Annotated in this window: 21 protein-coding genes and 3 pseudogenes; 14 read left to right on the forward strand and 10 right to left on the reverse strand. The window is 74.6% G+C overall.

Annotated features, from left to right (window positions below):
- Positions 1 to 57 precede the first annotated feature (57 nt).
- The gene (locus tag DRB89_RS31695) at positions 58 to 1,698 is read left to right on the forward strand and encodes a glycoside hydrolase family 20 protein (protein ID WP_112453734.1); all 1,641 of its coding nucleotides are present in this window, start codon (positions 58 to 60) and stop codon (positions 1,696 to 1,698) included.
- 21 nt (positions 1,699 to 1,719) lie between these two features.
- Positions 1,720 to 1,974: pseudogene (locus DRB89_RS31700) on the forward strand (GNAT family N-acetyltransferase); the annotation flags it as partial.
- A gap of 21 nt (positions 1,975 to 1,995) precedes the next feature.
- Here the strand turns inward: DRB89_RS31700 and DRB89_RS31705 are convergent.
- Complete coding sequence (locus DRB89_RS31705; protein WP_112450803.1) at positions 1,996 to 2,832, reverse strand: endonuclease; 837 nt, start codon at positions 2,830 to 2,832, stop codon at positions 1,996 to 1,998.
- A gap of 238 nt (positions 2,833 to 3,070) precedes the next feature.
- Between DRB89_RS31705 and DRB89_RS31710 the strand changes: the two genes are divergently transcribed.
- Positions 3,071 to 3,637 carry a DJ-1/PfpI family protein gene (locus DRB89_RS31710; protein WP_112450802.1) on the forward strand — a complete coding sequence of 189 codons (567 nt, stop codon included), beginning with the start codon at positions 3,071 to 3,073 and terminating at the stop codon, positions 3,635 to 3,637.
- A 214-nt stretch (positions 3,638 to 3,851) separates the two neighbouring features.
- Here the strand turns inward: DRB89_RS31710 and DRB89_RS31715 are convergent, their stop codons facing one another.
- Positions 3,852 to 4,664, reverse strand: a complete 813-nt coding sequence (locus DRB89_RS31715) for a glutamate ABC transporter substrate-binding protein (protein WP_112450801.1) — start codon at positions 4,662 to 4,664, stop codon at positions 3,852 to 3,854.
- A gap of 178 nt (positions 4,665 to 4,842) precedes the next feature.
- Between DRB89_RS31715 and DRB89_RS31720 the strand changes: the two genes are divergently transcribed.
- Both DRB89_RS31720 and DRB89_RS31725 read left to right on the forward strand, forming a co-directional pair.
- On the forward strand, positions 4,843 to 5,952 hold the full coding sequence (locus DRB89_RS31720) for a hypothetical protein (protein WP_112450800.1): 1,110 nt from the start codon (positions 4,843 to 4,845) through the stop codon (positions 5,950 to 5,952).
- Positions 5,953 to 6,051: 99 nt separating this feature from the next.
- Complete coding sequence (locus DRB89_RS31725) at positions 6,052 to 6,588, forward strand: TerD family protein (protein ID WP_112450799.1); 537 nt, start codon at positions 6,052 to 6,054, stop codon at positions 6,586 to 6,588.
- Between the two features lie 232 nt (positions 6,589 to 6,820).
- Here the strand turns inward: DRB89_RS31725 and DRB89_RS31730 are convergent, their stop codons facing one another.
- A complete protein-coding gene (locus DRB89_RS31730; RefSeq protein WP_112450798.1) occupies positions 6,821 to 7,462 on the reverse strand; it encodes a TetR/AcrR family transcriptional regulator in 642 nt (213 codons plus the stop codon).
- Between the two features lie 236 nt (positions 7,463 to 7,698).
- Between DRB89_RS31730 and DRB89_RS31735 the strand changes: the two genes are divergently transcribed.
- From DRB89_RS31735 to DRB89_RS45125, 5 genes and pseudogenes are all read left to right on the forward strand, one after another.
- A complete protein-coding gene (locus DRB89_RS31735; RefSeq protein ID WP_112450797.1) occupies positions 7,699 to 8,583 on the forward strand; it encodes a phosphatase PAP2 family protein in 885 nt (294 codons plus the stop codon).
- Entirely contained in the window at positions 8,580 to 9,548 is a 969-nt protein-coding gene (locus DRB89_RS31740; protein ID WP_204357825.1) for a hypothetical protein, read from the forward strand. Before DRB89_RS31735 ends, DRB89_RS31740 begins: the two co-directional genes overlap by 4 nt.
- A 5-nt stretch (positions 9,549 to 9,553) precedes the next feature.
- Complete coding sequence (locus tag DRB89_RS31745) at positions 9,554 to 9,844, forward strand: hypothetical protein (RefSeq protein ID WP_239516424.1); 291 nt, start codon at positions 9,554 to 9,556, stop codon at positions 9,842 to 9,844.
- Between the two features lie 165 nt (positions 9,845 to 10,009).
- Positions 10,010 to 10,276, forward strand: a complete 267-nt coding sequence (locus tag DRB89_RS31750; protein WP_112450795.1) for a GlsB/YeaQ/YmgE family stress response membrane protein — start codon at positions 10,010 to 10,012, stop codon at positions 10,274 to 10,276.
- Positions 10,277 to 10,357: 81 nt separating this feature from the next.
- Positions 10,358 to 11,221: pseudogene (locus tag DRB89_RS45125) on the forward strand (serine/threonine-protein kinase); the annotation flags it as partial.
- Positions 11,222 to 11,299: 78 nt separating this feature from the next.
- Here the strand turns inward: DRB89_RS45125 and DRB89_RS45130 are convergent.
- From DRB89_RS45130 to DRB89_RS31770, 4 genes are all read right to left on the reverse strand, one after another.
- On the reverse strand, positions 11,300 to 11,878 hold the full coding sequence (locus DRB89_RS45130; protein WP_239516889.1) for an ATP/GTP-binding protein: 579 nt from the start codon (positions 11,876 to 11,878) through the stop codon (positions 11,300 to 11,302).
- Positions 11,879 to 11,939: 61 nt separating this feature from the next.
- Positions 11,940 to 12,302 carry a DUF742 domain-containing protein gene (locus DRB89_RS31760; protein ID WP_112451676.1) on the reverse strand — a complete coding sequence of 121 codons (363 nt, stop codon included), beginning with the start codon at positions 12,300 to 12,302 and terminating at the stop codon, positions 11,940 to 11,942.
- Positions 12,299 to 12,700, reverse strand: a complete 402-nt coding sequence (locus tag DRB89_RS31765) for a roadblock/LC7 domain-containing protein (protein WP_112451677.1) — start codon at positions 12,698 to 12,700, stop codon at positions 12,299 to 12,301. Before DRB89_RS31765 ends, DRB89_RS31760 begins: the two co-directional genes overlap by 4 nt.
- Positions 12,697 to 14,313 (reverse strand): ATP-binding protein, encoded by a 1,617-nt coding sequence (locus DRB89_RS31770; protein ID WP_112463512.1) that lies wholly within the window; start codon positions 14,311 to 14,313, stop codon positions 12,697 to 12,699. Before DRB89_RS31770 ends, DRB89_RS31765 begins: the two co-directional genes overlap by 4 nt.
- A gap of 233 nt (positions 14,314 to 14,546) precedes the next feature.
- Here DRB89_RS31770 and DRB89_RS31775 point away from each other — a divergent pair, with 233 nt between their 5' ends.
- From DRB89_RS31775 to DRB89_RS31785, 3 genes are all read left to right on the forward strand, one after another.
- On the forward strand, positions 14,547 to 17,933 hold the full coding sequence (locus DRB89_RS31775; RefSeq protein WP_112463513.1) for a hypothetical protein: 3,387 nt from the start codon (positions 14,547 to 14,549) through the stop codon (positions 17,931 to 17,933).
- A 130-nt stretch (positions 17,934 to 18,063) separates the two neighbouring features.
- Positions 18,064 to 19,014, forward strand: a complete 951-nt coding sequence (locus DRB89_RS31780; protein ID WP_112451680.1) for a hypothetical protein — start codon at positions 18,064 to 18,066, stop codon at positions 19,012 to 19,014.
- A complete protein-coding gene (locus DRB89_RS31785; protein WP_112451681.1) occupies positions 19,014 to 19,811 on the forward strand; it encodes an alpha-L-glutamate ligase in 798 nt (265 codons plus the stop codon). The genes DRB89_RS31780 and DRB89_RS31785 overlap by 1 nt, the downstream gene beginning before the upstream one ends.
- Positions 19,812 to 19,821: 10 nt before the next feature.
- Here the strand turns inward: DRB89_RS31785 and DRB89_RS46100 are convergent, their stop codons facing one another.
- Complete coding sequence (locus DRB89_RS46100) at positions 19,822 to 19,947, reverse strand: hypothetical protein (protein WP_275432038.1); 126 nt, start codon at positions 19,945 to 19,947, stop codon at positions 19,822 to 19,824.
- Positions 19,948 to 20,035: 88 nt separating this feature from the next.
- Here DRB89_RS46100 and DRB89_RS31790 point away from each other — a divergent pair.
- Positions 20,036 to 21,104: pseudogene (locus DRB89_RS31790) on the forward strand (zinc-dependent alcohol dehydrogenase family protein).
- Here the strand turns inward: DRB89_RS31790 and DRB89_RS31795 are convergent.
- Both DRB89_RS31795 and DRB89_RS31800 read right to left on the reverse strand, forming a co-directional pair.
- Positions 21,093 to 22,070: an LLM class F420-dependent oxidoreductase gene (locus DRB89_RS31795; protein WP_112451682.1), complete on the reverse strand. Its 978-nt coding sequence runs from the start codon at positions 22,068 to 22,070 to the stop codon at positions 21,093 to 21,095. The pseudogene DRB89_RS31790 and the gene DRB89_RS31795 sit on opposite strands and share 12 nt — an antisense overlap.
- Positions 22,071 to 22,174: 104 nt before the next feature.
- Positions 22,175 to 22,414, reverse strand: coding sequence for a hypothetical protein (locus DRB89_RS31800; RefSeq protein WP_112451683.1), 240 nt, complete (start codon positions 22,412 to 22,414; stop codon positions 22,175 to 22,177).
- Positions 22,415 to 22,804: the final 390 nt, after the last annotated feature.

A 22,804-nucleotide genomic window follows, 5' to 3' on the forward strand; every position in this document is an offset into this window, starting at 1 on the left:
GAGAGGTGTATAAGGGACAGCCCCGTGCCAGGTTGGTACGGGGGAGACAGGTGCATGATGCGGAAGACGAAGAGGCACGGGCGCAGCCACGTCATCGCGACGGCCACGGTCGCCGCGCTGGTCGCCCTTGCCGTGCCCGCGTGCACGGACGGCGCGGCCGCCCCGCCCGGCGCCCGGGCCCCGACGAGCCCGGCGGCGCCGGCCTCCCCGGCGGAACCCGCGGGTCCGGCCGAACCGGCGGCTCCCGCACCCTCGCCGACGCCCTCGTACCCGCTGTCGACCGCCCCGCGCACCGTTCCGGCCGTACGGGAACACGAGCCGGCCCGCGGTCCCGGCTGGCGGCCCACCCCCGGCGCGCGGGTCGTCGTACCGCCGGCCGACGCCGCGGCCCTGACCGACGAGGGCAAACTGCTGGCCGGTGAACTGCGCATGGGATTCGCCGAATCGGCCGACCCCGGTCCCGGAGACGTGCAACTGGCCCTCGGCGGGGCGAAGTCCGGTGCCCCGGAGTCGTACGCGCTCACCGTGCGCGACGGCCGGGTCCGGATAAGCGGCCCGGACGAGGCGGGCGTGTTCTACGGCACCCGCACCCTCAAGCAGGAGGTGGCGGGCGGCGGTTCGGCCCCGGAGGGCACCGTCCGCGACGCCCCGGCGAAGCCGCAGCGCGGCCTGAACCTGGACATCGCCCGCAAGCACTTCACGCCCGACTGGATCGAGGCCCGGCTGCGCGAGATGGCCGACCTGAAGCTGAACCAGCTGGGCCTGCACTTCTCCGACGACCAGGCCTTCCGGATCGAGTCCGACACCCACCCCGAGATCGTCTCGGACCCGCACCTCACCAAGGCGCAGGTGCGCCGGATCACCGCACTCGCCGCGAGCCTGCACATCGAGGTCGTCCCCGAGATCGACTCGCCCGGCCACCTCGGCGCGGTCCTGCGCGCCTACCCGGGGCTGCAGCTGACCGACGTGCAGGGCCGGCCGGTCAAGGGCGCGGTCGACATCGCGAAACCGGCGGCGGCGAAGCTCGTGGACGAACTCCTGCGGGAATACCTGCCGTTGTTCCCCGGTGCGATCTGGAACCTGGGCGCCGACGAGTACCAGGCGCTGGTCTACCGCGATCCGCAGGCCTCCTTCCCGCAGCTCGCGGCCGCCGCCCGGCAGCGCTACGGGCCCGCGGGCAAGGTCCAGGACCTGGCGACGGGATGGCTCAACGACCGTGCGGACGTGGTCCGTTCGGCGGACCGGAAACCGGCGGCGTGGAACGACGGCTTCTTCACCGGCGGAGCGGTCCAGCCGGCCAAGGACATCCAGGTGGAGTACTGGACGGGCAAGGAGGGCGGTGCCCGGCCGCCGCTGGAGTACCTGCGCGAGGGCCGCCAGGTGGTCAACCTGAACGACGAGTACCTCTACTACGTGCTGGGGGAGCCCAACCAGTTCACCTATCCCACCGGCCGCCGGATCTACGAGCAGTGGACCCCGCTGGTGCTGCGCGGCACCGCGGCCGTCCCCGCGACGTACGCCGGCCAGATCCTCGGCGCCCGCCTCGCGGTCTGGTGCGACCTGGCCGGGGCCCAGACCCAGGCCCAGGTCGCGGCGGGCATCCGCCTCCCGCTGGCGGCCCTGTCCCAGAAGGTCTGGGACTCCCGGACCCCGGCCCTCGACTGGCCGGCCTTCAAGGCCCTCGCCGACCGCTTGTAGCCCTCGCGCGGCGCACCGGGCGGCGCCCAGGTGGCGTACGCACGGATCGTCACCGACCGGACCGCTTTCGCCTGGCTCTGCGACGTGTACGTGGACCCGGGCACACGGGGCGAGGGGCTGGGCACGGCCCTGGCGGGAGCGGTGCGCGACCACCTCGCCCCGTACGGGCTGCGGCGGATCCTGCTGGCGACCGGGGACGCCCACGGCGTCCACGCCAAGGCCGGCTTCGCGCCCCTCGCGGAACCGGAGCACTGGATGGTCCTCGGCGAGCAGTAGGGCGGCCGCCCGGGCGCGTGCCTACCAGATGGAGTTGACCCACTCCGGGTGGTCGACGAACGGGTTCCGGTTGTGCTGGTAGGTGTCGTATATGACCTGGTTGCGGCGCTGCTCGAAGGCGTCCGGGGGGTCCTGCAGGTTCCACTGCTTCAGGACGCTGATCCGGCCGATGGCGGGCGCGCTGCCGTTGTTGACCTTGTCGTTGACCTCGAGGTTCGCGAAGCCGTCGCCGCCGTCGTAGCGCACGGCCATGTAGAGCAGCATGCGCGCGACGTCGCCCTTGACCGCGTTCCGCGGTTCGAAGGAATCGGAGTCGGTGAAGCTGCCCGGGGCCTCGGAGACCGGGCTGCCGCCCTTGTCGAAGTCCTTGTTCCCGCGGGTGCTGTTGACGGTCACGTCCTCGGGCCTGAGGTGGTGCAGGTCGGTGCCCGGCCCGGTGGCGGTCCCGAAGTCCCCGTGGCTCTTGGCCCAGACGTGCTCGCGGTTCCAGTCGTTGACGCCGCCGCCGTTGGTGGACTTGGACTGGGAGCGGCCCGAGTAGACCAGGATGACGTTGTTGGGGTTCGCCGGGTCCTGGTCCGTGACCTTCAGGGCGTTCCACACGCCGTCGTACGTCACCTTGGACTGGGTCTTGATGATGGTGTGCAGGGCCGTCTTGAGCGCGGCGCCGGTCTTGCCCTCGGCGGCGGCGTAGTAGGTGTCGACGGCGGACGCCGGAGCCGCCGAAACCACCGGAGCCGCCGGGGGCGCCGCGGGAGCGGCCGCGTTCCGCTGGCCGGCCGAGGCGGACACCGGGAGCAGAAGCAGGGACGCCGCCCCGAGGCCGGCTGCCCAGGGAGTAAGGCGCGAGATTCTCATCACGTGGGGGTACCTCTCCACACGCACCGCTCCCGCCCGGGGAATTGGCGGGGCATCAGGTGGCAGAGCGAGGTTCACATTGTCATGTGCCCTACAGGTGAAAAGCACGTGTCGGGAGCCAGGATTTTCTACGCGCGTCATGCTGCCGGTGATTGGCGCGAGAATCCCTTGGCACAACCCGCCGGTGCGTGCACGGTGGCGGAGGCCACACCGTGAACAGCCCTACCAGGAGCAGCCCATGGCAGTGAAGATCCTCATCGTGACCGGCGACGCGGCGGAGTCGCTCGAGGTCCTCTACCCCTACCAGCGCCTGCGCGAGGAAGGGTACGAGGTCCACATCGCGGCCCCGGCGGTGAAGAAGCTGCGGTTCGTCGTGCACGACTTCGAGGACGGCTTCGACACCTACACCGAGAAGCCCGGCTACACCTGGCCCGCCGACATCGCCTTCGCCGACGTCGACCCGGAGCAGTACGCGGCGCTCGTCGTACCGGGCGGCCGGGCACCCGAGTACCTGCGCAACGACCCCGAGGTGCGGCGGATCCTGTCCGCCTTCGCCGGCTCCGACAAGCCGATCGCCCAGATCTGCCACGGCCCCCTGATCACCGCCGCGGCGGGCGCCCTGGACGGCCGCCGGGTCACGGCCTACCCGGCCCTGGAACTGGACATGAAGGCGGCCGGCGCCGACTTCGAGGACGCCGAGGCCGTGGTCGACGGCACGCTGGTGTCGGCCCGCGCGTGGCCCGACCACTCGGCCTGGATGCGGGAGTTCCTGACCGTCCTGCGCGGGAAGGCGCCGCTGGCGTAGCCCACCGCGCCGCCCGGGGCGCGGCGGCCGGCACCCTCGCCCCGGGCGGCACCCTCGCCCGGGCGGGGCGGGACGGGACGAGGCGGGACGGGACGAGGCGGGACAGGACGGGGCGGCGCAAGCGGGCGGATCCGCCCGTCGCCTCCGGCTGACGGGCGGATTCCGGCCACCCGTCAGCCGGCGACGGGCCCGGCCTTCGTCGGTGGCGCGACCGTCAGCTGCCCGTCGTGAGGCCGGGGGCCGGCTCGTACTTGTAGTTCTCGCCGAAGTTCTTCTTCACGGCCGCCTCCCAGGAGCCGTCCGCGACCATCTTCCGGATCGCCTCGTTGACCTTGCGCTGGAGCTCGGTGTTGCCCTTCTTCATGCCGATCCCGTAGTTCTCGCTGCTCAGGCTCAGCCCGACCAGCCGGAACTTGCCCTCGTTGCCCTTGCGCGCCGTGTACCCGGCCAGGATGGAGTTGTCCGTGGTCATGGCGTCGACCAGGTTGTCGTTGAGGGCGACGAGGCACTCGGAGTAGCCGCCGAGCTCCAGGAGGCTGGCCTTGGGGGCCAGGTTCTTCCTGATGTTCTCCGCGGACGTCGAGCCGGTCACCGAGCACAGCCGCTTGTTGTTGAGGTCCTCGGCCCTGTTGATGGTGCTGTCGTTGGCGCGGACCATCAGGTCCTGGTGCGCGAGGAAGTACGGGCCGGCGAAGTCGACCTTCTCCTTGCGCTTGTCGTTGATCGAATAGCTGGCGGCGACGAACTGGACCTCGTTGTACTGGATCAGCAGCTCGCGGTCGTTGCTGTAGACCTGCTTGAAGTCGATGCGGTCCGGCTTGTAGCCGAGCTCCTTGCCGATGTAGGTCGCCACGTCCACGTCGAAACCGGTGAAGGTGCCGTCGGGCTCGCGCATGCCGACGCCCGGCTGGTCGAATTTGATGCCGATGGAGAGGTTCCCCTTGGGCCCGTCGTCGCCGCCGCACCCTGACACGGTGAGGGCGAGACCGATGACCGCGGCGACCGCGCCGGTCTTGGGAACCTTCATGCTGCACTCTTTCCTCGGGTACGCGGGAACCGCGGGGGTGGGCGGACGCGTATACGAGGAAGCTAGGAAACAGCCGGGCGCAGTGTCACGGCATCTGAGCAAATCTTGAGGGTCACGATCCGGACCGGCCGCACATCCTGCGGCGGATCCGGACCACTACGGGAGAGGAGCCGGTCGCGTGGCCGAGGGCGGGGCAAGGGTCGAGGGGAACACGCTGCTGCTGGGCGAAGGGGTGCGGGTCCGTTTCATGCGGACGCTGCGGCTGCCGGAGTCGGGTACGCACAATCTGCCTCCGGGGCTGGGAGAGTTTCCGCTGCGGCGGGTGGAGGACCATCCGGACACCGTGCCGGCGGAGTGGCTCGCCAAGGGCGGGGTGATGCTCCCGGTGTACCTGCGCGAGGCGATGTGGCTCAGCTTCGGCGGGACCAGCCGGCCCACCGCGCTCCAGGTCGGGGTCGGCAAGGTGTGCGCCGTCTCCGGCGAGCGGTGGACGGGAGCGCTCGCGCGCCGGCCGCAGAACTACGTCGTGCTGCCGCGCCAGCCGTGGCTGGACGGGATCAATTCGGGCAAGGGGACGGTGCGCCAGTTCGTCGCCGTCCCGCTCGGCCTCGGGGCCACCGTGGAGGGCCAGATCACCGGGGAGGAGACGACCGGCGGCGTACAGCTGCAGGCGTTCCCGCTCGGTGCGAAGGCGCTGGCGCGGTGGCAGGAGGAGGAGCGGGTGCGCACGGCCCGACCCCGGCCCGGCGGCGGTGCGTACGGGGCCCCACCGATGGGAGGCTTCGCGGGCGGCTACGGGGCGGCCCCCGCGATGCCGATGGCGGCGGCACCGGGCGGGCCCCCCGGCTCGGCCTCCGACCCGCGCATGCGGGCCCCGGGCGGACCCGCCCCGCAGGCGGCCCCCGCGATGGGGCTCGGCGTCGGCGGCTCCATGCGCCAGGAGGTCTACCGGGACGACCGGAAGCTGGGCGAATGGGGCGCGGAGCCGGCCGCGCGGGTCTTCGTCCACCTGGTCACCCCGCCCGCCTGGCGGCGGATCACCGGGGAGGACGCACCGCCCTCGCCGGTGGACCGGGCCGCCTACACCCAGGCCGGGCTCCCGTGGTTCGACTACTACGACGAGACGGCGGCCGACCTCGCCCCCTCCGGTGCCCTGAGCGGAGTCGTCCCGGTGGGCGAATGGCTCGGCGAGGACGGGGCGCCGTGGGCCGACCCGGCCCCCGGGCAGGTCAAGCCCCTGGGGAAGGGGCCCCGGCCGGGGAAGCCGGTGGGGGACGGGGACTGGTAGGTCCGGCGGACTGGCCGGGAACGTACGGTCGTTCGGACCGGGCGGACGGGCGCGTGACAGCATGGGAGGGCAACAGACGGTAAGCGGAGGGGGAGTTCGGTGAGCGGAGTACGCAAGGGCCTGGCCAAGGTGGAGATCGGACTGCGATGGGATCCCAGCCCGGCCGGCGGCCCCGTCCACGACCTCGACATAGTCGCCGGGGTCTACGCCGCCGCCGACCCGTACGGGCGGCCCGTCCACCTCGTGCACTTCGGGAGCAGGTCCCCCGACGGCACCATCACGCTGGACCGGGACAGCCGCACCGGGCAGGGGTTCGGCTTCGACGAGGTGATGACGTTCGAACTGAACCGGATGTCGGACGAGTCGGCCCGCGTCGTGGTGGGGGTCGTGATCCAGCGGACGGGTGACGGCCCGGCGGTGTCCTTCGGGGACGTCGCGGGGCCGCGGCTGCGGATCCGGGAGGGCTACACGGATCTCGCCGAGGAGGACTTCGCGGCCGTCGCCGGCGCGTCCGCTGCCACGGTCGCGGAGTTCACCCGCGACGCCTCGGGCGTCTGGACGCTGGACCCGGCGGTACGCGGTTTCGAGGCGGACCCGGAGGAGTTCGCCCGGGTCATGGGCGCTGCCCGGACCTGACCGCCGCCCGGGTCTGACCGCCGCCCGGGCCGACACGGCCTCGGCGCCCGGTCGGGCCGGTTCACCGCGCGGACCGGACCACCGGTCGGGCCGGTTCACCGCGCGGACCGGGCGGCGGACACTCCGCGCGGGAGTGACCACCGCCCGGTCCGGGTGGTGTGCGCTGCCACCGTCCCCACGAGGCAGCGCGGGCAGGCCGCCGTCCGGTCATCGGGGACGGCGGTCCGCCGGTTCAGGGGCTCCGGACCGCTTCCGGTCCGGGCCGTGCGGCCATGCCCAGCGCGGGCAGCAGGCACGCGTCGACGAACCGTACGAGGTACCCGGTGTCGGCGTCGCGCCCCTCCAGGACGGGCCGCATCCGCAGGACGCCCATCAGCTGCGCCGGGAGGAACTCCACGGCCGGGTGCCCGGCGGCGAGCTCGCCCCGCGCCACGGCCCGCTCCACGATCGCGTCGAACGCCGCCAGCTCCGGTTCGACCAGCGCCTCGCGCAGGGCCGCCTTCAGCTTCTCATCGCTCAGCACCGCGATCCCGAGCGCCTGCATGAGCCGGGTGTCGCGCCCCGAGGTGCAGGCCGCGATCCGAGCCGCCTCGCGCAGGTCGCCCACGAGCGTGCCGGTGTCCACCGCCGCGAGCGTTCCCCGCCGGTCCGCGCGCAGGGCGGCGGCGACGAGCTGCGGTTTGGTCTTCCACTGCCGGTAGAGCGTGGACTTTCCGCAGCTGGCCCGGGCGGCGATGCCCTCCATGGTCAGCGCCTCGTAGCCGTCCTCGCGCAACTGCTCCAGGACGGCGTCGTAGAACTCCCGCTCGCGCTCCGGCGTGATCTTGGAGCGGCGCGCTGGGGCCGGGGTGGCGACCGGCGTCGGCGACGTCATGGGGCGGCTCTCCTCGGTGGCGCTTCAGGGCCTCTGGGGGCTTCTGCGGGCTCGGTGCCGGATCCGACGGCATCCGGCCGGTCTGGCCGGCCTGGCCGGATCCCGCTCTGCTGAAAGTCTACGGGAACGCGAGCGTATCGGTACACGCTCGTATCGGTACGTCAGTGTATCGATACGCGAATGTATCGATACACTGGCGTGTCGAAGTGCCCGTGTACAGGAAGCGAGACCGGGGGATGACCTCCCACACCACACCTGCCGAGGCCGGCGCGGGGCCGCGCACGCCGGGATCGCCGCGCGGCGGGCACCGGCGCCGCCGCCTCCTGCGCGAGCTGCTGCTCGTCGCGGGCCTCTTCGCGGTGTACAAGGCCGGCCGCCTGCTCTCCACCGGCCGCACCGACGAGGCCTTCCGCAACGCGGGCCGCGTCTGGGACGCCGAGCGGGCCCTGCGCCTGCCCGGCGAAGGCCTGGTCCAGCGCCTGCTCCTGGACGGCCCCGGCGACACCCTCGTACACGCCGCGAACACCTACTACGCGGCCGTGCACTTCCCCGCCACCGTGCTCTTCCTCGGCTGGCTCTACGTACGCCGCCCCGCGCACTACCTCTGGAGCCGCCGCGTCCTGGCCGTCCTCACCGGCGCCGCGCTCGTCCTGCACCTGAGCTTCCCCCTCGCACCCCCGCGGATGCTGGCCGCCGCCCACCTCGTCGACACCGGACAGGTCTACGGCCCCACCGTCTACGGGGCCGCGCCCGCCGCCGACACCATGGCCAACCAGTTCGCCGCGATGCCCTCCCTGCACTTCGGCTGGGCGCTGATGCTGGCCCTCGGCATGATCGCCGCCACCTCCTCCCGGTGGCGCGCCCTGTGGCTGCTGCACCCGCTCCTGACCCTGCTGGTGGTCGTCGGCACCGCCAACCACTACTGGCTCGACGCCATCGTCGCGACCCTGCTGCTGGGAGCCGCGCTGCTGCTGGTCCCGCGCCCGGCCACCCGCTCGCTCGTGGCCCGGCGGAGCGTGCCGGCCCGGCGCACGGCCGCCCCGGCTCCGGCCCCGGCCGCCCCGACCCCGGCCGCCGCGGAAACCGTGGGAGCCGCGGAAACCGTGGGAGCCGTGCGGTGAACGCCACGCTCGTCGCCGTCCTGCTCTGCCTCGCCGCGGCCGTCACCTACGCGGCCGCCGCCGTCGCCCAGGAACGCCTCGCCCGCCGCGCGGTCGCCCGCAGCGCCACCGCGCTGCTCGGCAACGGCGCCTGGTGGTGGTCGGCCGGGCTGAACGCCGCCGCCGCGCTCCTGCACGCCGCCGCCCTGCGGTACGGGCCCCTCACCCTGGTCCAGCCGCTCGGGGCGCTCACCCTGGTCGCCGCCGTGCCGCTGGGCGCGCGCGGCGCCGGGCGGCGGGTCGCGGCCACCGAGTGGCGCGGCACCCTGGCCACCGTCGTCGGCCTCGGGCTGCTCCTGGTGCCCGCCTCCGGCCCGGCCCCCGAGGACGCCCTCACCCTGGCCGAGGCCCTCGCCGTCTCCGGCGCCACGGCCGCGGTGATCCTGCTGCTCACCGCGCGCAGGGACACGAGCTCGGGGCTGCGCCACGCGACGGCTTCCGGGCTGGCCTCCGCGGCCGCCTCCGCCCTGACCCAGACCGTCGCCGTCGCGGGCGGCCGCGGCGGGGCGCTGCTCAGCGTCCGGGTCGTCAGCGTGGGCCTGCTCGTCGTGGTCTTCGCGGTCGGCGGGATGCTCCTGTCCCAACGGGCCTACCGGGGCGGCCTCGGAGCCCCGCTCGCGGTGGTCAACCTCGCCAACCCGCTGGCCGCGGTCGCGATCGGCATGGTGCTGCTCGGCGAACGCCTCCACGGCGGGGCGGTCGGGGTTCTGCTGGCGGCGGCGGGCGCGGTCGCGGCGGCACGGGGCGTGCTGCTCCTCACGCGCACACCCCCGCCGACGCCGCCCCCCGCGTCTCCGGCGGCCCTCGCAAACCCGGCGGTCCTCGCGACCCCGGTGGCCCGCGCGACCCCCGCGGCGACCCCCGCGGCCGTCGCCGCGGCCGGTGTTCCCTCCCAGGCCGCGTCCATGGCCCGTGTGTCAGCATGAGCCGTATGACGGCTGACAACGGATCGCTGCTCTCGCTCTGGTCCAAGGACTCCATCCTCTCCATCGGCTCGGTGGGCTCGGTGCTCTCCGTCGGCTCGGTGGGCAGCGTGCTCTCGGTGGCCTCGATCGGATCGGCCCTGTCGGCCGGTTCGGCCGGGTCCTGGCTGAGCGCGGGCTCGGTGCTCTCCGCGCAGTCGGCGCTGTCGGTCCTGTCCTGGCGGTCCCGCGGCGGCCTTCTGGCAGCCGGCGCGGTGACCGTGGGCGCGGTCCTGCTGGCCCGGACCCGGCGGGCCTGAGACCCGGCGGGCTGAGACCCGGCGGGCTGAGACCGGCGGGCCTCAGAACCGGCGGGCCCGAGAACCGTTTCGGCACTTCGCGCGTCCTCTTCGGTGAGACGAACGACGACACACGGACACGAGGCGTGCGCACGGCGCGCGCCCACCGAAGCGGAGTGAACGGGCATGGGCATCATCAGCTGGATCATCCTTGGACTGCTCGCGGGCGGGATCGCCAAGGTCCTGCTGCCCGGCCGTGACCCCGGCGGCCTGATCGTCACCACCCTCATCGGCATCGCCGGCGCCTTCACCGGAGGCTGGCTCTCCGCGAAGTTCCTGGACCGGCCGATCCAGAACGAATTCTTCGACCTCGCGACCTGGGGCTCCGCCATCGCGGGCTCCCTGGTCCTGCTCGTCGCCTACCGCCTCCTGTTCGGCAACTCCCGGCGGTGACCCGGACCCCGTCCGGGCCTTCGCGGCCGGACCGGACACCGGCCGCACGGCGGTCACCGGCGGCGCCTACGATGACCGGCCATGGACAGCAGTGAGGCCGGCAGACAACTGATCGACGGGCGCTTCGAACTGGGGGACCCCCTGGGCAGCGGCGGGATGGGGACCGTGTGGCGGGCCCGCGACATCGCCCTGCACCGGGACGTCGCCCTCAAGGAGGTCCGGCCGCCGGATCCCGCCACCGCCGCCGCCCAGCCCGGTCTCGCCGTCCAACTGCGCGAACGGGCCGTCCGCGAGGCGCGCGCCCTCGCCCGGCTCGCGCACCCCAACGTGGTCACCATCCACCACATCGTGGAACCCGCCGACGGGGCGGAAGGCCACCCGTGGATCGTGATGGAACTGGTCAAGGGCGGCTCCCTGCACGACCGGCTGGCCGCCGGACCGATGCCGGTCGCGGACGTGCTGCGCATCGGGCTCGACGTCCTGTCCGCACTGCGGGCCGCGCACGCGGAGGGCGTGCTGCACCGGGACGTGAAACCGGCCAACGTGCTGCTGCGGACCGACGGTTCCGCGGTGCTCACCGACTTCGGGATCGCCGCGCTGCACGGGGCGACCGGGCTCACCTCGACCGGCGTGCTGATCGGCTCGCCGGAGTACATCGCCCCGGAGCGGGCGCGCGGCGAGGAGGGGCTGGCCGCCTCCGACCTGTGGTCGCTCGGCATGCTGCTGTACGTGGCTTCGGAGGGCGTGCACCCGCTGCGCCGGGCCACCAGCCTGGCGACCGTGGTCGCGGTGCTCGACGAGCCGATCCCGGCGCCCGTACGCTCCGGCCCGCTGGGGCCCGTACTGGAGCGGCTGCTCGTACGGGACCTGTCCGCGCGGCCCGACGCCGAGCAGTTGGAAGCGCTGCTCCGCAGCGCGAGCAGTGCTCTCGGAGGTGCCACCCCGGTCGTCCCGCCAATCGCTCTCGGACAGTTCGGGCCCGCGGCCCCGGCCGACCGGCCCACCCCGACCTCCACCTGTCTCTTATACCCCTCTGGTCTGGGACAGGGCGGCCGTCTGGAGGTGCTGGACGAGGGAGATCAGGACGTGCTTGCTCGACTCGCGGGAGCGCGCGTCGCAGAACACCAGCGGGACGGCGGCCGGGAGGTCGAGGGCGGCGCGGATCTGCTCCGGGGTGTGCTCGGGTCCGCCGAAGTCGTTGCAGGCCACGACGAAGGGCGTGCCGTGGTGTTCGAGCCGGTCGATGGCGTACCAGGAGTCGGCGAGGCGCCGGGTGTCGACGAGGACGACGGCGCCGAGGGTGCCGGAGAAGAGCCGGTCCCACAGGAACCAGAACCGCTCCTGGCCGGGGGCGCCGAACAGGTAGAGCACGTTGTGGGCGTCGAGGGTGATGCGGCCGAAGTCGAAGGCCACGGTGGTGGCGTTCTTCCCGGCGACCCCGGCGATCCCGTCGACGTCGTCGACCGCCTCGCCGGCCTTGGTCATCGTCTCTTCGGTGTTCAGCGGGCGGATCTCGCTGACCGAGCGGACCATCGTGGTCTTGCCGACGCCGAAACCGCCCACGATGACGATCTTCAGTCCGTTGTCGGCGGTGCTGCGCAGCGCGGCGCGCGGCCGGAGCGGTTCGGACGTGTGGGTCGGCGCCGCGTCGGGGATCGTCGCGTCAGAGATTGCGGAGTCCAACGAGCACCTGCTCCAGGATGTCGGGGTCGGGAAGGCTGTAAGCCGAGCTCGCGGTACGCGGGTGGCGGGCGCTGATCCGGCCGGTGCCGAGCAGGTCGGCCAGCAGGATCCGCACGATCGACACCGGCAGCCCGAGCTCGGCGGCGATCTCCACGACCGCCGCCGGGAAGCGGCACATCCGCAGGATCGCCGCGTGCTCGGACTGCATGCCGGGCACCGGATCGCATTCGGCGACGACGAGCGTGACCAGGTCGAAGACGTCGGATCCGGATCGGCTGCGGCCACCGGTGAGGGTGTAGAGCCGGTCCGGGGAATCGTCCCGGCCCGGCCTGGCCCGGCTCATCCCCGGGGCCTGGCGATGAGGTGTTCGCCGAGCTGCTCGACCAGTTCGGACATGTTGTGGCCGACGAGGCCGGCGTCGGCGTCCTCGTTGGCGACGAGCGCGAGGTGCGCTCCCTCGCCCGCTTCGACGATGAACAGGATGCCGCCGTAGAACTCGGCCATGGCCGAGCGGACGCCGCCGGTGCCGTCGCCGAACTCGATGGACGCCCCGTGGGACAGGCTCTGGATGCCGGCGGCGATCGCGGCGAGCTGGTCGGCCTGGTCGACGGAGAGCTCGGGCGTGCGGCACAGCTTGAGGCCGTCGCGGGAGAGCACGAGGGCGTGGCGGGCCCCCGGTGTGCGCTCGAGGAGGCCTTCCAGGAGCCAGTTGAGCGTCTCGTCGGTGGTGAAGCCGGTCATGATCGCGTGTTGCCTTCCGGGTCTGGGGTGTGCGCGGGCTGCTGCTCGTCCTCGGCCCCGCCGGCGGGGCCGGGGGCCCCGGCGCCGCGGACGGCCTGGCGGAAGCTGCCGAAGCGCGCGGCGGATCGGGAGGCCCCGGCGGGCGCGGCCGCGGTACGGGCCTGCGCGCCGGCGGCGTCCGGTCCCTCGGGGTGGGCGGCGGCCAGGGTCCGGCCGCGGCGGCGCTGGGGCAGGGCTCCGTCGCCGGACTCGGGGTGCTCGCCGGTGGCCGCGTCCTCGGGTCCGGCGCCGTCCGTGTCCGGCGTACGGTCCTTCGCGCGGGCGGCGCCCGCCAGCCCGGCGGCGGTGTTGTGGACGGCCTCGGGCTCGGTGTGCGCACGGGGCGCGGCGGGAGCCTCGATCGCCCGGTGCCCGGACGGCTGCGCCGGGATCGCGAGCGGCGGCGCCGGGACTTCGGCGGCCGCGCGGCTGATCAGCTCCTGCGGGAGCATCATCAGCGCGCCCGTGCCGCCGCGCGCGGAGGGCCGGAAGGAGACGGTCAGCCCGTGCTTGCGGGCGAGCCGGCCGACGACCGCGAGTCCGAGCCGGGTCCCGGACAGTCCGGCGAGGTCCAAGGACTCGGCGCTCACGGCCTGTTCGGCGCGGCGCAGCTGGACCTCGCTCATGACGAGGCCGCTGTCCTCGACGGTGATGATGATCCCGGACGGCACCTCCTCCACGTAGACGTGGACTTCGGCGGTCGGCGGGGAGAAGTTCGCGGCGTTGTCGAGGAGTTCCGCCAGCGCGTGCATGACGCCCTCGGCGGCGTGTCCGGCGACGGCGGCGTCGCTGGTGGAGTGCAGCCGGACCCGCTGGTAGCCGCCGATGCGGCCCATGGCCCCGCGCAGGATCGACTCCATGACGATCGGTTTGGCCCAGCGGCGGCCCGAACGGGCCCCGGTCAGCACGGCGATGGAGTCCGCGAGGCGGCCGGCCTGGGCGGTGCGGTGGTCGAGGTGGAGCAGGTCGGTCAGGACGTCCTCGTCGGCGTGCCGGTGCTCCATCTCGCGGAGGTCGGCGAGCATGCCGGTGGCCAGGGCCTGCATCCGGCCGGCGGCGTTCGCCGCGGCGGCCATGGCGGCGGCCCGGCCCGACTCGGCGCGGCGCAGTGCGATGCCGAGCCGTTCGCGGGAGGCGTTCTGGGCCGCGGCGAGGCTGTCGAGTTCGGCCGCGTGCGCGATCGAGAGGCCGTCGGCTTCGGCGGTGTGCGCGCCGACGAGCCGCTCCAGCACGGCCGCGTGGTCGGCGGCCAGCCGGGCGCGTTCGGCCGTGCGCGCGGCCGCGTCACGGGCCGCGTCGGCGAGCAGCCGGGCGATGTGTCCGTCACGGGCGGCGAGTTCGGCGCCGAGGCCGGTGATGCGGCCGCGCTGGATCCGCGCGGTGCGCGTGGACCAGGTCACGGCGAAGGCCGCGACCGAGAGGAGCAGGACGCCCGCGCCGGAGAACCAGGCGAGGGGAGCGCCGATGGACGACGGGGCCGCGGCCACCGCCGCCGTGGTGAGCGCGCCGCCGGCAGCTGCTGTGATCAGCAGGGCCAGCGCGGAGGGGCGAAGGGGGGAGGGCGACGCCGTCATCAATCAAAGCCTCATACCGGGCGTAAATGGAGGAGAAGGTTCCTGGCAACGAGGCATCACTATAGGAGAGTTGTTGATCCTTTTGGACAGCTCCTGACAAGTTTTCACATGGTGGATGGCCGCTAAGGGTCATTCTGTAGCGATTTGAGTGCACGGAAGTTCGAGCGCGCCCCGGTCCCCACCGGGTCCGAAACCTGTTGTGACCCGCCCGCTCCGCCCACCACACTGACCCGATGTCACGCACCACCGAACAACTGCTCACCGCTCTCGAACCGCTTCCGCACCGGGCCCGGCTCCGCCTCGCCGCCACCACCGCCCGCGATCTCGCGGCCGCAGGCGAGCTCGACCCCGTACTGGAGGAGCTGAACGGACGGGGCCGCTACGAGCGGCGGCTGGCGGCGCTCGCCGCCTTCGCCGGCCGGCGGACGCAGTACCTGTGCGCGCGGCTCACCGACCCCGACCCGGTGGTCCGCGGCTACGCCCTGCGGGCCGCCCGGACCCCGCTCGTGCCCGACGAGGCGATCATCGCGGCCTACGAGGACGCCTCCGCCGAGGTCCGCGGGCAGCTGTCCCGGACCGTCCGGCGCGGCGGACGCAGAGCGCTCGCCGAAGCCCTCCTCCCCCGGCTGCGGGCCCGGTGGGGCGACCACGAGGCCGCGGCCCTGCTGCCCGCCTGCGGGCCCGAGACCGTGGCCCGGCTGCTGCCCGGGCTCGCGGACGCCGTCGGCGACTGGACCCGGCTGGCCCGGCGCCATCCCGGGCCGGTGCTCGACAACGCCGAAGCCGAGCTCGCCGGGCTCCCCGACGGGCTGCGGGACTCCTGGTGGGCGCGCCGCTCCTCCGGGCCGGCCGCCGCCGCGCCCGCCGAACCGCTGCGCGTGCTCGGCCTGCTGGAGCGGTACGGGCCCACCACCCCGCAGCGCGAGGTGCGCGACCGGCTCGGCCTGCTCGCCCGCGCCGACGCCGAACGCCTCGTACGGTGGCTCGCCGATCCGGCGCGCCGGCAGCCGCGGTACGAACCCGCTCCGGCGCCCTCCCTCCTGCGCAGGCTCGTACGGGCCGACCCGCCCTCGCTGCCCGTGCTCGGGCGGCGCTGGCTGCGCAGTCCCGAGCACCTGGCCGCGCTGTTCGAGGCACTGCCGCCGGCGCGCCGCGAAGCCTTCCACGACGCGGTGACGCAGGACCTCACACCCGCCACGTGGAACCTGGCCGCCCCGCTGCTTCCGCTCCTCCCGCCTCCGCGGCGGTACACCGAAGCACGGCTCGCCGTGGCCCGCGAACGGACCACCGGCCGGCCCCTGCCCGGCGCGCTGCCCCCCTCGCTGGCCCACCTCCCGGTGGCCGAGGTCCGCGCCGAGATCCTGGCCGCCTGCGGCGGCTCCGACGCCGACCGGCGCGCGGACGCCTGGGTGCTGCTCGTCGCCAACGCGGCCGACTCCGGCGACCCCGAAGCGGTGGCCGAGGTGCTCGCCCTGATCGCGGGCCGGCTGCGCAACGACCGCGATCCCGTGCGGTCCGCCGTGCTCGAAGGCCTGGTGCGACTGCCCGTCGGCCTGCTGCGCTCCCCTTCGACCCCTGGCCACCTGGCCGCGATCGCCCTGGACGCCCTCCAGGCCCGGGACTCCTCCTACGCCACCCGCAACGCCGTGCGCGGCCTGCTGCTCGCCGTGCTCGACGACCCCGCCGCGGGCGCCGATCTCGTCGACTGGGCCCTGCGCGCCCTGTGCCTCCTCGTCGACCGCACCGGCGGGGCCATGCTCGGCGGGCGGGACTGGCCGGCGCGGCAGGACCGGCGGGACCGGGTGTTCTCGGTGCTGCGCCCGTGGGCCGAAACCGCCGCGGGGAAGGGCGACTTCGTCCCCCTTCTCAAGCTGGCCCACTTCGTCGACAACGACCGCGCCCTGGTGCCCGGACTCGAGCCGATGATCACCGACGCGCTGGAGCGGTGCGAGGACGAATCGGCCCCCCACCTCGCGAACGTCTGGCTGGACGACCCCGCCACGCGCGAGGAGCGGGCGGTCGCCCTGCTGGCCCGGGAGCCCTCGGCGGCCGCGCTGAAGTCCGTACGCGAGGTCCTGTCGGCGCGCCGCAGCGACCTGCTGGACGTGCTGCTCACCGGGCAGCCGCCGTCCGGGCGGTTCCTGCGCGAGGACTCCGCCCGGCCGCTGCCGGTCCTCACCCACGCCTCCCGCTGGCTGCCGCGCCAGCAGGAAGCGGCGGCCCGCCTCACGGCGGCGGCCGTCCGGGACGAGTCCGCGACGCTGTACGAGCGGACGTCGGCGATCCGCGAAGCCGCTCAGATCCCCGACCACGGGCTTGCACTCATACGGGAGTTCACGAGCTCCGAGAACACCGTGCTGGCCGAGGCCGCGCTCGCGGCGGCCGCCCGGACCGTGGAGCCCGCCGCCGTCCTGGACGAGCTGCTCGCGCACTCCGGCGGCGACCGGGCCCGGGTCGCGGTGTACGCAGCCGGCCGGGCGGCGGCCGCCACCGCGCCCTCGGCGCTCGCACATCGGATCACGGAACTGCTCGACCCCGGCCGGGAAGTCAAGGTCACCAGCCGCAAGGAGGCCGCCCGGCTCGCCGCCCGGCTGCTGCCGCCGGCGCTCGCCGTCGCGCTGATGGGCCGGATCGGGCGCGACCCCGCGAGCCATCCCGACCTCAAGGCCGTCGCCATGCGGCTCGCCCTCGGGCTGCTGCCCGCCGAGGCCGCCTGGGAGCTCCTGGAGGCCGCCGCCGCAGGATCCCCGGACAGCCGGGCCGCCCTCCTCGACACCGCTCCGCTCACCGTGCGCGCGGAGCACCGCCCGCGCTTCGCCCGGCTGGTGGCGGCGGCGACGGGAGTGCGCGACGGGGCCGCGGCGGGGATCGCCCCGCACCACCACCTGAGCCTGCCGAAGTGGGCGGCGTACGACCCCGAACCCGCGGAGACCCTGCGGCTGGCGGTCTGCGACCTCACGCCGCGCGGCGCTGCGCACCACGCCGTGTCGGCCCTCGCGCAGATCGCGGCCTCCACGCTGCCCCACCCCGTGGGCGGCGCCGAGCCCGGCAGCCCGTTCCACCGGGCCGTGGCCGAGCTGCTGGACATCGTGCGGGCCGGCGAGGAGCCGGACGCGGAGCCGGACCTCGACCGGCCGGCCCTGCGCAGGCTGCGACAGCTGGCGGCCCAGCCGCTGGGCGACCGGCCGGCCGCGCGCGAGGCGGTGCTGCGCCAACTGGCCGGCGAACCCCTGCTGGCCGAGGCCCGGGTGAACCTGCTGCTGCGCGCGGTCGACCTGCGGGCGGATCCCGCGGACCCGGCCCGGCAGCGGGCGGCGCTGCACGAGCTGGTCGCCGCCCTGCGCGGCCGGCCGGGGCTGGCCCGTGCGACGGCCTCCCGCCTCACGACCCGGTACGGCCACGGCGACCTGCTGCCGGATCCCGCGTCGGTCCTGGAAACCACGCGCGGCCTCGCGGCCGACGGCACGGCGGAGGCCGGGCTGTTCGCCGCCGCCCTCACCGCCGCCGTCGGCCGCCTGCACGGCTGGCCGGCGCCGTGGCGGGAGCTGCTGCGGGAACTGCGCCGGCACCCGGAGGCGGAGGTCCGGGACGCGGCGTTCTCGGCGACCACGCAGGCCTGAGACCGGGCCGGGCCCCGGTCCACGCCCCGGCGGACACGGACCGATCATCACATTGCGGTCCATGACATCCTGTGACGTCACAACTCGCCGGACGGGATCGGCGGACGTCCGGGGAATATGGGGAAGGTCCATGAGGCTCTGCTTCCTGGTGGAGGAGCACTACCGCCATGACGGAATGCCGAACGAGGTGGTCCGGCAACTGTCCGCCTGGGGCCATCGGGTGGATGTGCTGCGGCCCGGCGGTTCACTGCTGCGGATGAGCGAGGTGGTGGACGCCGGGGCCCATGACGCCTGGGTGCTCAAGACCGTGTCGGGCGGGCCGGGGCTGACCCTGCTCGAAGCCGCCGCCGCGGCCGGGATGACCACGGTCAACGACGCCCGCGCGATCCGGGGCGTACGGGACAAGGCACTGGCCGCCGCCATCGGGCGCGGGCGGGGACTGCCGCTGCCGCCGACGTACGCCGCGGCCCGGCCGGAACTGCTGGCCGAGATCCCGGAATCGGAGTACCCGCTGGTCGTCAAGCCCGCCGACGGCAGCTCGGGGCGCGCCGTGCACCTGGTGTCCTCGCCGGAGCGGCTCGCCGCGATGCTCCCCGAACTGGCGGGCGAGGGGATGCTCATCGCCCAGCCGTACGTGCCGAACTCGGGCACCGACATCAAGGTGTACGCGGTCGGCGGCGAGCTCTTCGCCACCGAGCGCCGCTCCCCGCTGCACCCGGACAGCCCGGTCCCGGAGCGGCGCGTCCCGCTGTCCGCCGAGATCGCGGCCATCGGCGCCCGGGTCGGGGAGGTGTACGGGCTCGACCTGTACGGGGTGGACGTGCTGCTGGGCCCGGACGGGCCGGTGGTCGTCGACGTGAACGACTTCCCGAGCTTCCGTCAGGTGCCGGACGCCGCCGCCCGGGTGGCCCGTGCGGTCCTGGGCCTCGCGCGGGCCGGCTCGGGCGCCGGGCTCCCGCGGCCCGCCGGACCGCCCGTCTCGATCCCGGCCCAGGCCACGGCTGCCACAGCGGCCACGGCCGTCACCTCCGCGCGGTCCGCCGCCGCGCGGTCCGCCGCCGCCACGGTGGGGGACGCCTGATGAGGATCGGCCTGATCACGGACAACCCCGGGCATCCGCTGCTGTCGGCGGCCGCCGGGCTGCTGCGGGTCGCCGGACACGTCGTGGAGCCGCTGGATCCCGGCGCGCCGGACCCCGGCGACCCGGCGCCGGCCGACGTCTACCTGCTCAAGGCGCACACCCCGCACGCGCTGGACCTGGCCCGGCGCCTGGAAGGGCTCGGGGCTCCCGTGGTCAACTCGGCCGCGGCGACCACGCTCTGCCAGGACCGGACGCTGATGGCGGAGCTCGCCGTACGGGCCGGACTGCCGTTCGCGGGAACCCGTACCTTCGGCACGCTCGCGCGGTGGGCGGACGGCGCTTCGCTGTCCGCCCCCGTGGTCGTCAAGAGCCGGCACAGCCGGCGGCGGGACCTCGTCGCCCTGGTCGAGGGGGCGGCGGCGCTCAAGGAGCTGGCGGGCACGTGGCCCGACGAGCCGGTGGTGGTCCAGGACTTCGCCCCGAACAGCGGCTGGGACCACAAGCTCTGGGCGATCGGCGACCGGGTCTTCGCCGCCCTGCGCCGCTCCGAACTCTCCCCCGAGGGCCGCGGCCCGACCCTGCCGCTGCCTCGGATCCCGGCGGGCTGGGCCGAACTGACCCTCCGGGTCGGCGAGGTGTTCTCCCTGGACGTCTACGGCGTGGACCTCATCGCCACCGCCGACGGCTCCCCGCTGATCGTGGACGTCAACGCCTTCCCCGGCATCCGCGAACAGCCGGGCGCCCCCGAGGCCCTGGCGGAGCTGGCCCTGAAGCGGGCGGGGCGCCCGGCCGGCTGATCGCGGGCGCCTACTTGATGACCTCCACCTTCTTGTCGCCCGCGGCGGCGTAGGCCTGCGAACTCGCGCCGAGCGCGGTGACGGTGAGGGCGAGCAGTACGGATACGGCGGCGGCCGCCGCGCGCTTGCGGGTCATGGTTTCCCCCTGATGGTGTGGTGGTCCCGGCAGCTTCCCATCCGGGACCGGGCCGGACAAGCGAGCGGGACGAGCGGAGGCGGTGGGCGTGCGCGCGGTGGTGTTCGAGCGGTACGGGGAGCGGGCCGAGGTACGGGAGGTGGCCGATCCGGCCCCGGCCGCCGGCGGAGTGGTGGTACGGGTCGAGGCGACCGGGCTGTGCCGCAGCGACTGGCACGGGTGGATGGGGCACGACCCGGACATCGTGCTGCCGCACGTACCCGGGCACGAACTGGCCGGCGTGGTGGAGGCGGTGGGATCCGGGGTCACCCGCTGGCGTGCCGGGGACCGCGTCACGGTCCCCTTCGTCTGCGCGTGCGGGAGCTGCGCCGAGTGCGCCGCCGGCCAGCACCAGGTGTGCGTCCGCCAGACGCAGCCCGGGTTCACCCACTGGGGGTCCTTCGCCGAGTTCGTGGCGCTGGAGCACGCCGATGTGAACCTGGTCGCCGTGCCGCGGGAGTTGTCCTTCGACACGGCGGCGGGGCTGGGCTGCCGGTTCGCGACGGCGTTCCGTGCGGTGGTCGCCCGGGGGCGGGCGGCGCCGGGCGAATGGGTCGCCGTGCACGGCTGCGGCGGCGTGGGGCTGTCCGCCGTGATGGTCGCGGTGGCCGCGGGGGCCCGGGTGGTGGCCGTGGACACGGCTCCCGGGGCGCTGGAGCTGGCGCGGCGGTTCGGCGCCGCGCACGGCGTGGATCCCTCCCGGGGCGATGCTGCCGAGGCCGTCCGGGAGTTGACGGGCGGCGGCGCCCACCTGTCGCTGGACGCCCTGCTCACCGGTGACGGCGGCGGCTTCGGTGGCCGGGCTGCGCAGGCGCGGGCGGCACGTCCAGGTCGGACTGCTGCCGGCGGCCGGGGGAACCGCGGCGCTGCCGATGGAGCGGGTCATCGGCTGGGAGCTGGAGGTCCTGGGCAGCCACGGGATGGCGGCGCACGCGTACCCCCCGATGATGGAGCTGGTCCGCTCCGGGGCCTTGCGCCCGGACCTGCTGGTCACGGCCGTGATCCCGCTCGACGCGGCTCCGGCCGCCCTGGCCGCGATGGGCACGGCCCCGGGCGGCGGGGTCACGATCATCCGGCCGGGGGAGGGCTCGGCCGCCTCCCCGGGATCATCCGGGTGAGAGTTCGCCCCGCAGGGCGGGCAGGAGTTTGGCCTCGGCCCATTCCAGGAAGGGCCGCTGGTGGTCCCCGCCGATCTGGACGAGGGCGACTTCGGTGAACCCGGCTTCCGCGTACCGGCGCACCGCTTCGGTGAACGCCTCGACGTCGTCACCGCACGGGACGGCCTCGGCGATGTCCGCGGGCCGGACGTGCCGGGAGGCCTGGTCGAAGCCGACGGGACCGGGGAGTTCGGCATTGACCTTCCAGCCGCCGAGGGACCAGCGGAACTGGTCGTGGGCGCGGGCGACCGCCGCCTCGCGGTCGGTGTCGTAGCAGACCGCCAGCTGGCCCACGCGCGGCTTGCCCGCGCCGCCGTGCTCGTCGAACCGGGCCAGGAGCTGCCGTTTGGGCTCCGTGGCGATCGCGAGATCGCCGTACCGGCCGGCGAGCTCGCAGGAGCGGGGCCCGGAGACCGCGATCCCGATCGGAGGCGGCTCGTCGGGGAGGTCCCAGAGCGTGGCGTTCTCGATGTCGTAGTGGGCGCCGTGGTGGCTCACGCTCTCCCCGGAGAACAGGTGCCGGATGATGTCCACGGCCTCTTCGAGCATGTCCAGCCGCACGTGGGCGGCCGGCCAGCCGGCCCCCACGACATGTTCGTTCAGATGCTCCCCCGAGCCCAGCCCCAAGCGGAAGCGCCCCTCGGACAGGATCTGCATCGTCGCCGCCTTCTGCGCGACGACCGCGGGGTGGTAGCGGAAGGTCGGACAGGTCACGTACGTCATCAGCGGGATCCGGGACGTGGCCTGCGCGGCCGCGCCCAGGACGCTCCAGGCATAGGGCGAGTGGCCCTGGGACTCCAGCCAGGGGGAGTAGTGGTCGGAGGTGACGGAGAAGTCGAATCCGGCCTCCTCCGCTCCCACCACGTGGGACACCAGCTCACGCGGTCCGGCCTGCTCGGTCATCATCGTGTACCCGATTCGCACCATGCGGCGCGCCTTGCCCGGATCCCGTCCCCGAAACCCCCCGCGGGGCGGGAACCGCCCGCGCCGCCGCCCGGCAGCGGGTGAGCGGAGCGGTCCGGGCGGGGTTCTCAGCGGTCTCCACCGCCCGTCGGCCTCGGGCGGTCCGGGCCGGCCTGCTCCTCGCGGCCGATGCCCGGGCGCTGCCGTTTGGCCTGATGGCCTCCGGCATCCGTGTCGCCCCGGCCCTCGCCAGGGCGCCGTACGACGGCGTCGTCCGCCTGCTGCCGGGCCTCGCGGTCCCCGCTCTCCCCCACCGCTTCGGACGGGGTCGTGCGCGGGCGGCGCCGGGACTTCTCGTGTTCCGTCATCTCGTCCTCTTCCGGTTCCTGTTGTACGGGTGGTGCGGGTCTTCGGCGACTACCCCGTCCCGGCCCCCTCAGACGCCCGGGCCGCTGGACCCGGGACGCACTCCCCCGCCCTTCCGGGAAGTCCGCAGGCGGGGGGCTTGTGGTGGGTGGGAGCGCATCGCTACAGTCCTGATTCCCGTGCCGTACGGCCCCACCGGCCGCCAGGGAGCCGGGCGCGCGTCCGCGCCGTCCGCCGAGACCGGTGTGCCCCGCGGCGCGGAGGCGTGCCCCGCTTCCCCGCGACCGCTTAGGCTCTCCCCGGGCGGACGCGCGGACCACGCCGGGAGCGGGGCCCACGCGAACCACCAGGCCAGGGCAGAGGCACGGGCAAGGCGACGTACGCGGGAGGCG

Origin of the sequence: Streptomyces sp. ICC4 (assembly GCF_003287915.1) — a bacterium.
Taxonomy (GTDB): domain Bacteria; phylum Actinomycetota; class Actinomycetes; order Streptomycetales; family Streptomycetaceae; genus Streptomyces; species Streptomyces tritrimontium.

Coding starts and splice junctions, on each gene's coding strand:
- DRB89_RS31695 (WP_112453734.1), top strand. CDS start 58: ATGCGGAAGACGAAGAGGCACGGGCGCAGCCACGTCATCGCGACGGCC.
- DRB89_RS31705 (WP_112450803.1), bottom strand. CDS start 2,832: ATGAGAATCTCGCGCCTTACTCCCTGGGCAGCCGGCCTCGGGGCGGCG.
- DRB89_RS31710 (WP_112450802.1), top strand. CDS start 3,071: ATGGCAGTGAAGATCCTCATCGTGACCGGCGACGCGGCGGAGTCGCTC.
- DRB89_RS31715 (WP_112450801.1), bottom strand. CDS start 4,664: ATGAAGGTTCCCAAGACCGGCGCGGTCGCCGCGGTCATCGGTCTCGCC.
- DRB89_RS31730 (WP_112450798.1), bottom strand. CDS start 7,462: ATGACGTCGCCGACGCCGGTCGCCACCCCGGCCCCAGCGCGCCGCTCC.
- DRB89_RS31735 (WP_112450797.1), top strand. CDS start 7,699: ATGACCTCCCACACCACACCTGCCGAGGCCGGCGCGGGGCCGCGCACG.
- DRB89_RS31745 (WP_239516424.1), top strand. CDS start 9,554: ATGACGGCTGACAACGGATCGCTGCTCTCGCTCTGGTCCAAGGACTCC.
- DRB89_RS31750 (WP_112450795.1), top strand. CDS start 10,010: ATGGGCATCATCAGCTGGATCATCCTTGGACTGCTCGCGGGCGGGATC.
- DRB89_RS31760 (WP_112451676.1), bottom strand. CDS start 12,302: ATGAGCCGGGCCAGGCCGGGCCGGGACGATTCCCCGGACCGGCTCTAC.
- DRB89_RS31765 (WP_112451677.1), bottom strand. CDS start 12,700: ATGACCGGCTTCACCACCGACGAGACGCTCAACTGGCTCCTGGAAGGC.
- DRB89_RS31770 (WP_112463512.1), bottom strand. CDS start 14,313: ATGACGGCGTCGCCCTCCCCCCTTCGCCCCTCCGCGCTGGCCCTGCTG.
- DRB89_RS31775 (WP_112463513.1), top strand. CDS start 14,547: ATGTCACGCACCACCGAACAACTGCTCACCGCTCTCGAACCGCTTCCG.
- DRB89_RS31780 (WP_112451680.1), top strand. CDS start 18,064: ATGAGGCTCTGCTTCCTGGTGGAGGAGCACTACCGCCATGACGGAATG.
- DRB89_RS31785 (WP_112451681.1), top strand. CDS start 19,014: ATGAGGATCGGCCTGATCACGGACAACCCCGGGCATCCGCTGCTGTCG.
- DRB89_RS46100 (WP_275432038.1), bottom strand. CDS start 19,947: ATGACCCGCAAGCGCGCGGCGGCCGCCGCCGTATCCGTACTGCTCGCC.
- DRB89_RS31795 (WP_112451682.1), bottom strand. CDS start 22,070: ATGGTGCGAATCGGGTACACGATGATGACCGAGCAGGCCGGACCGCGT.
- DRB89_RS31800 (WP_112451683.1), bottom strand. CDS start 22,414: ATGACGGAACACGAGAAGTCCCGGCGCCGCCCGCGCACGACCCCGTCC.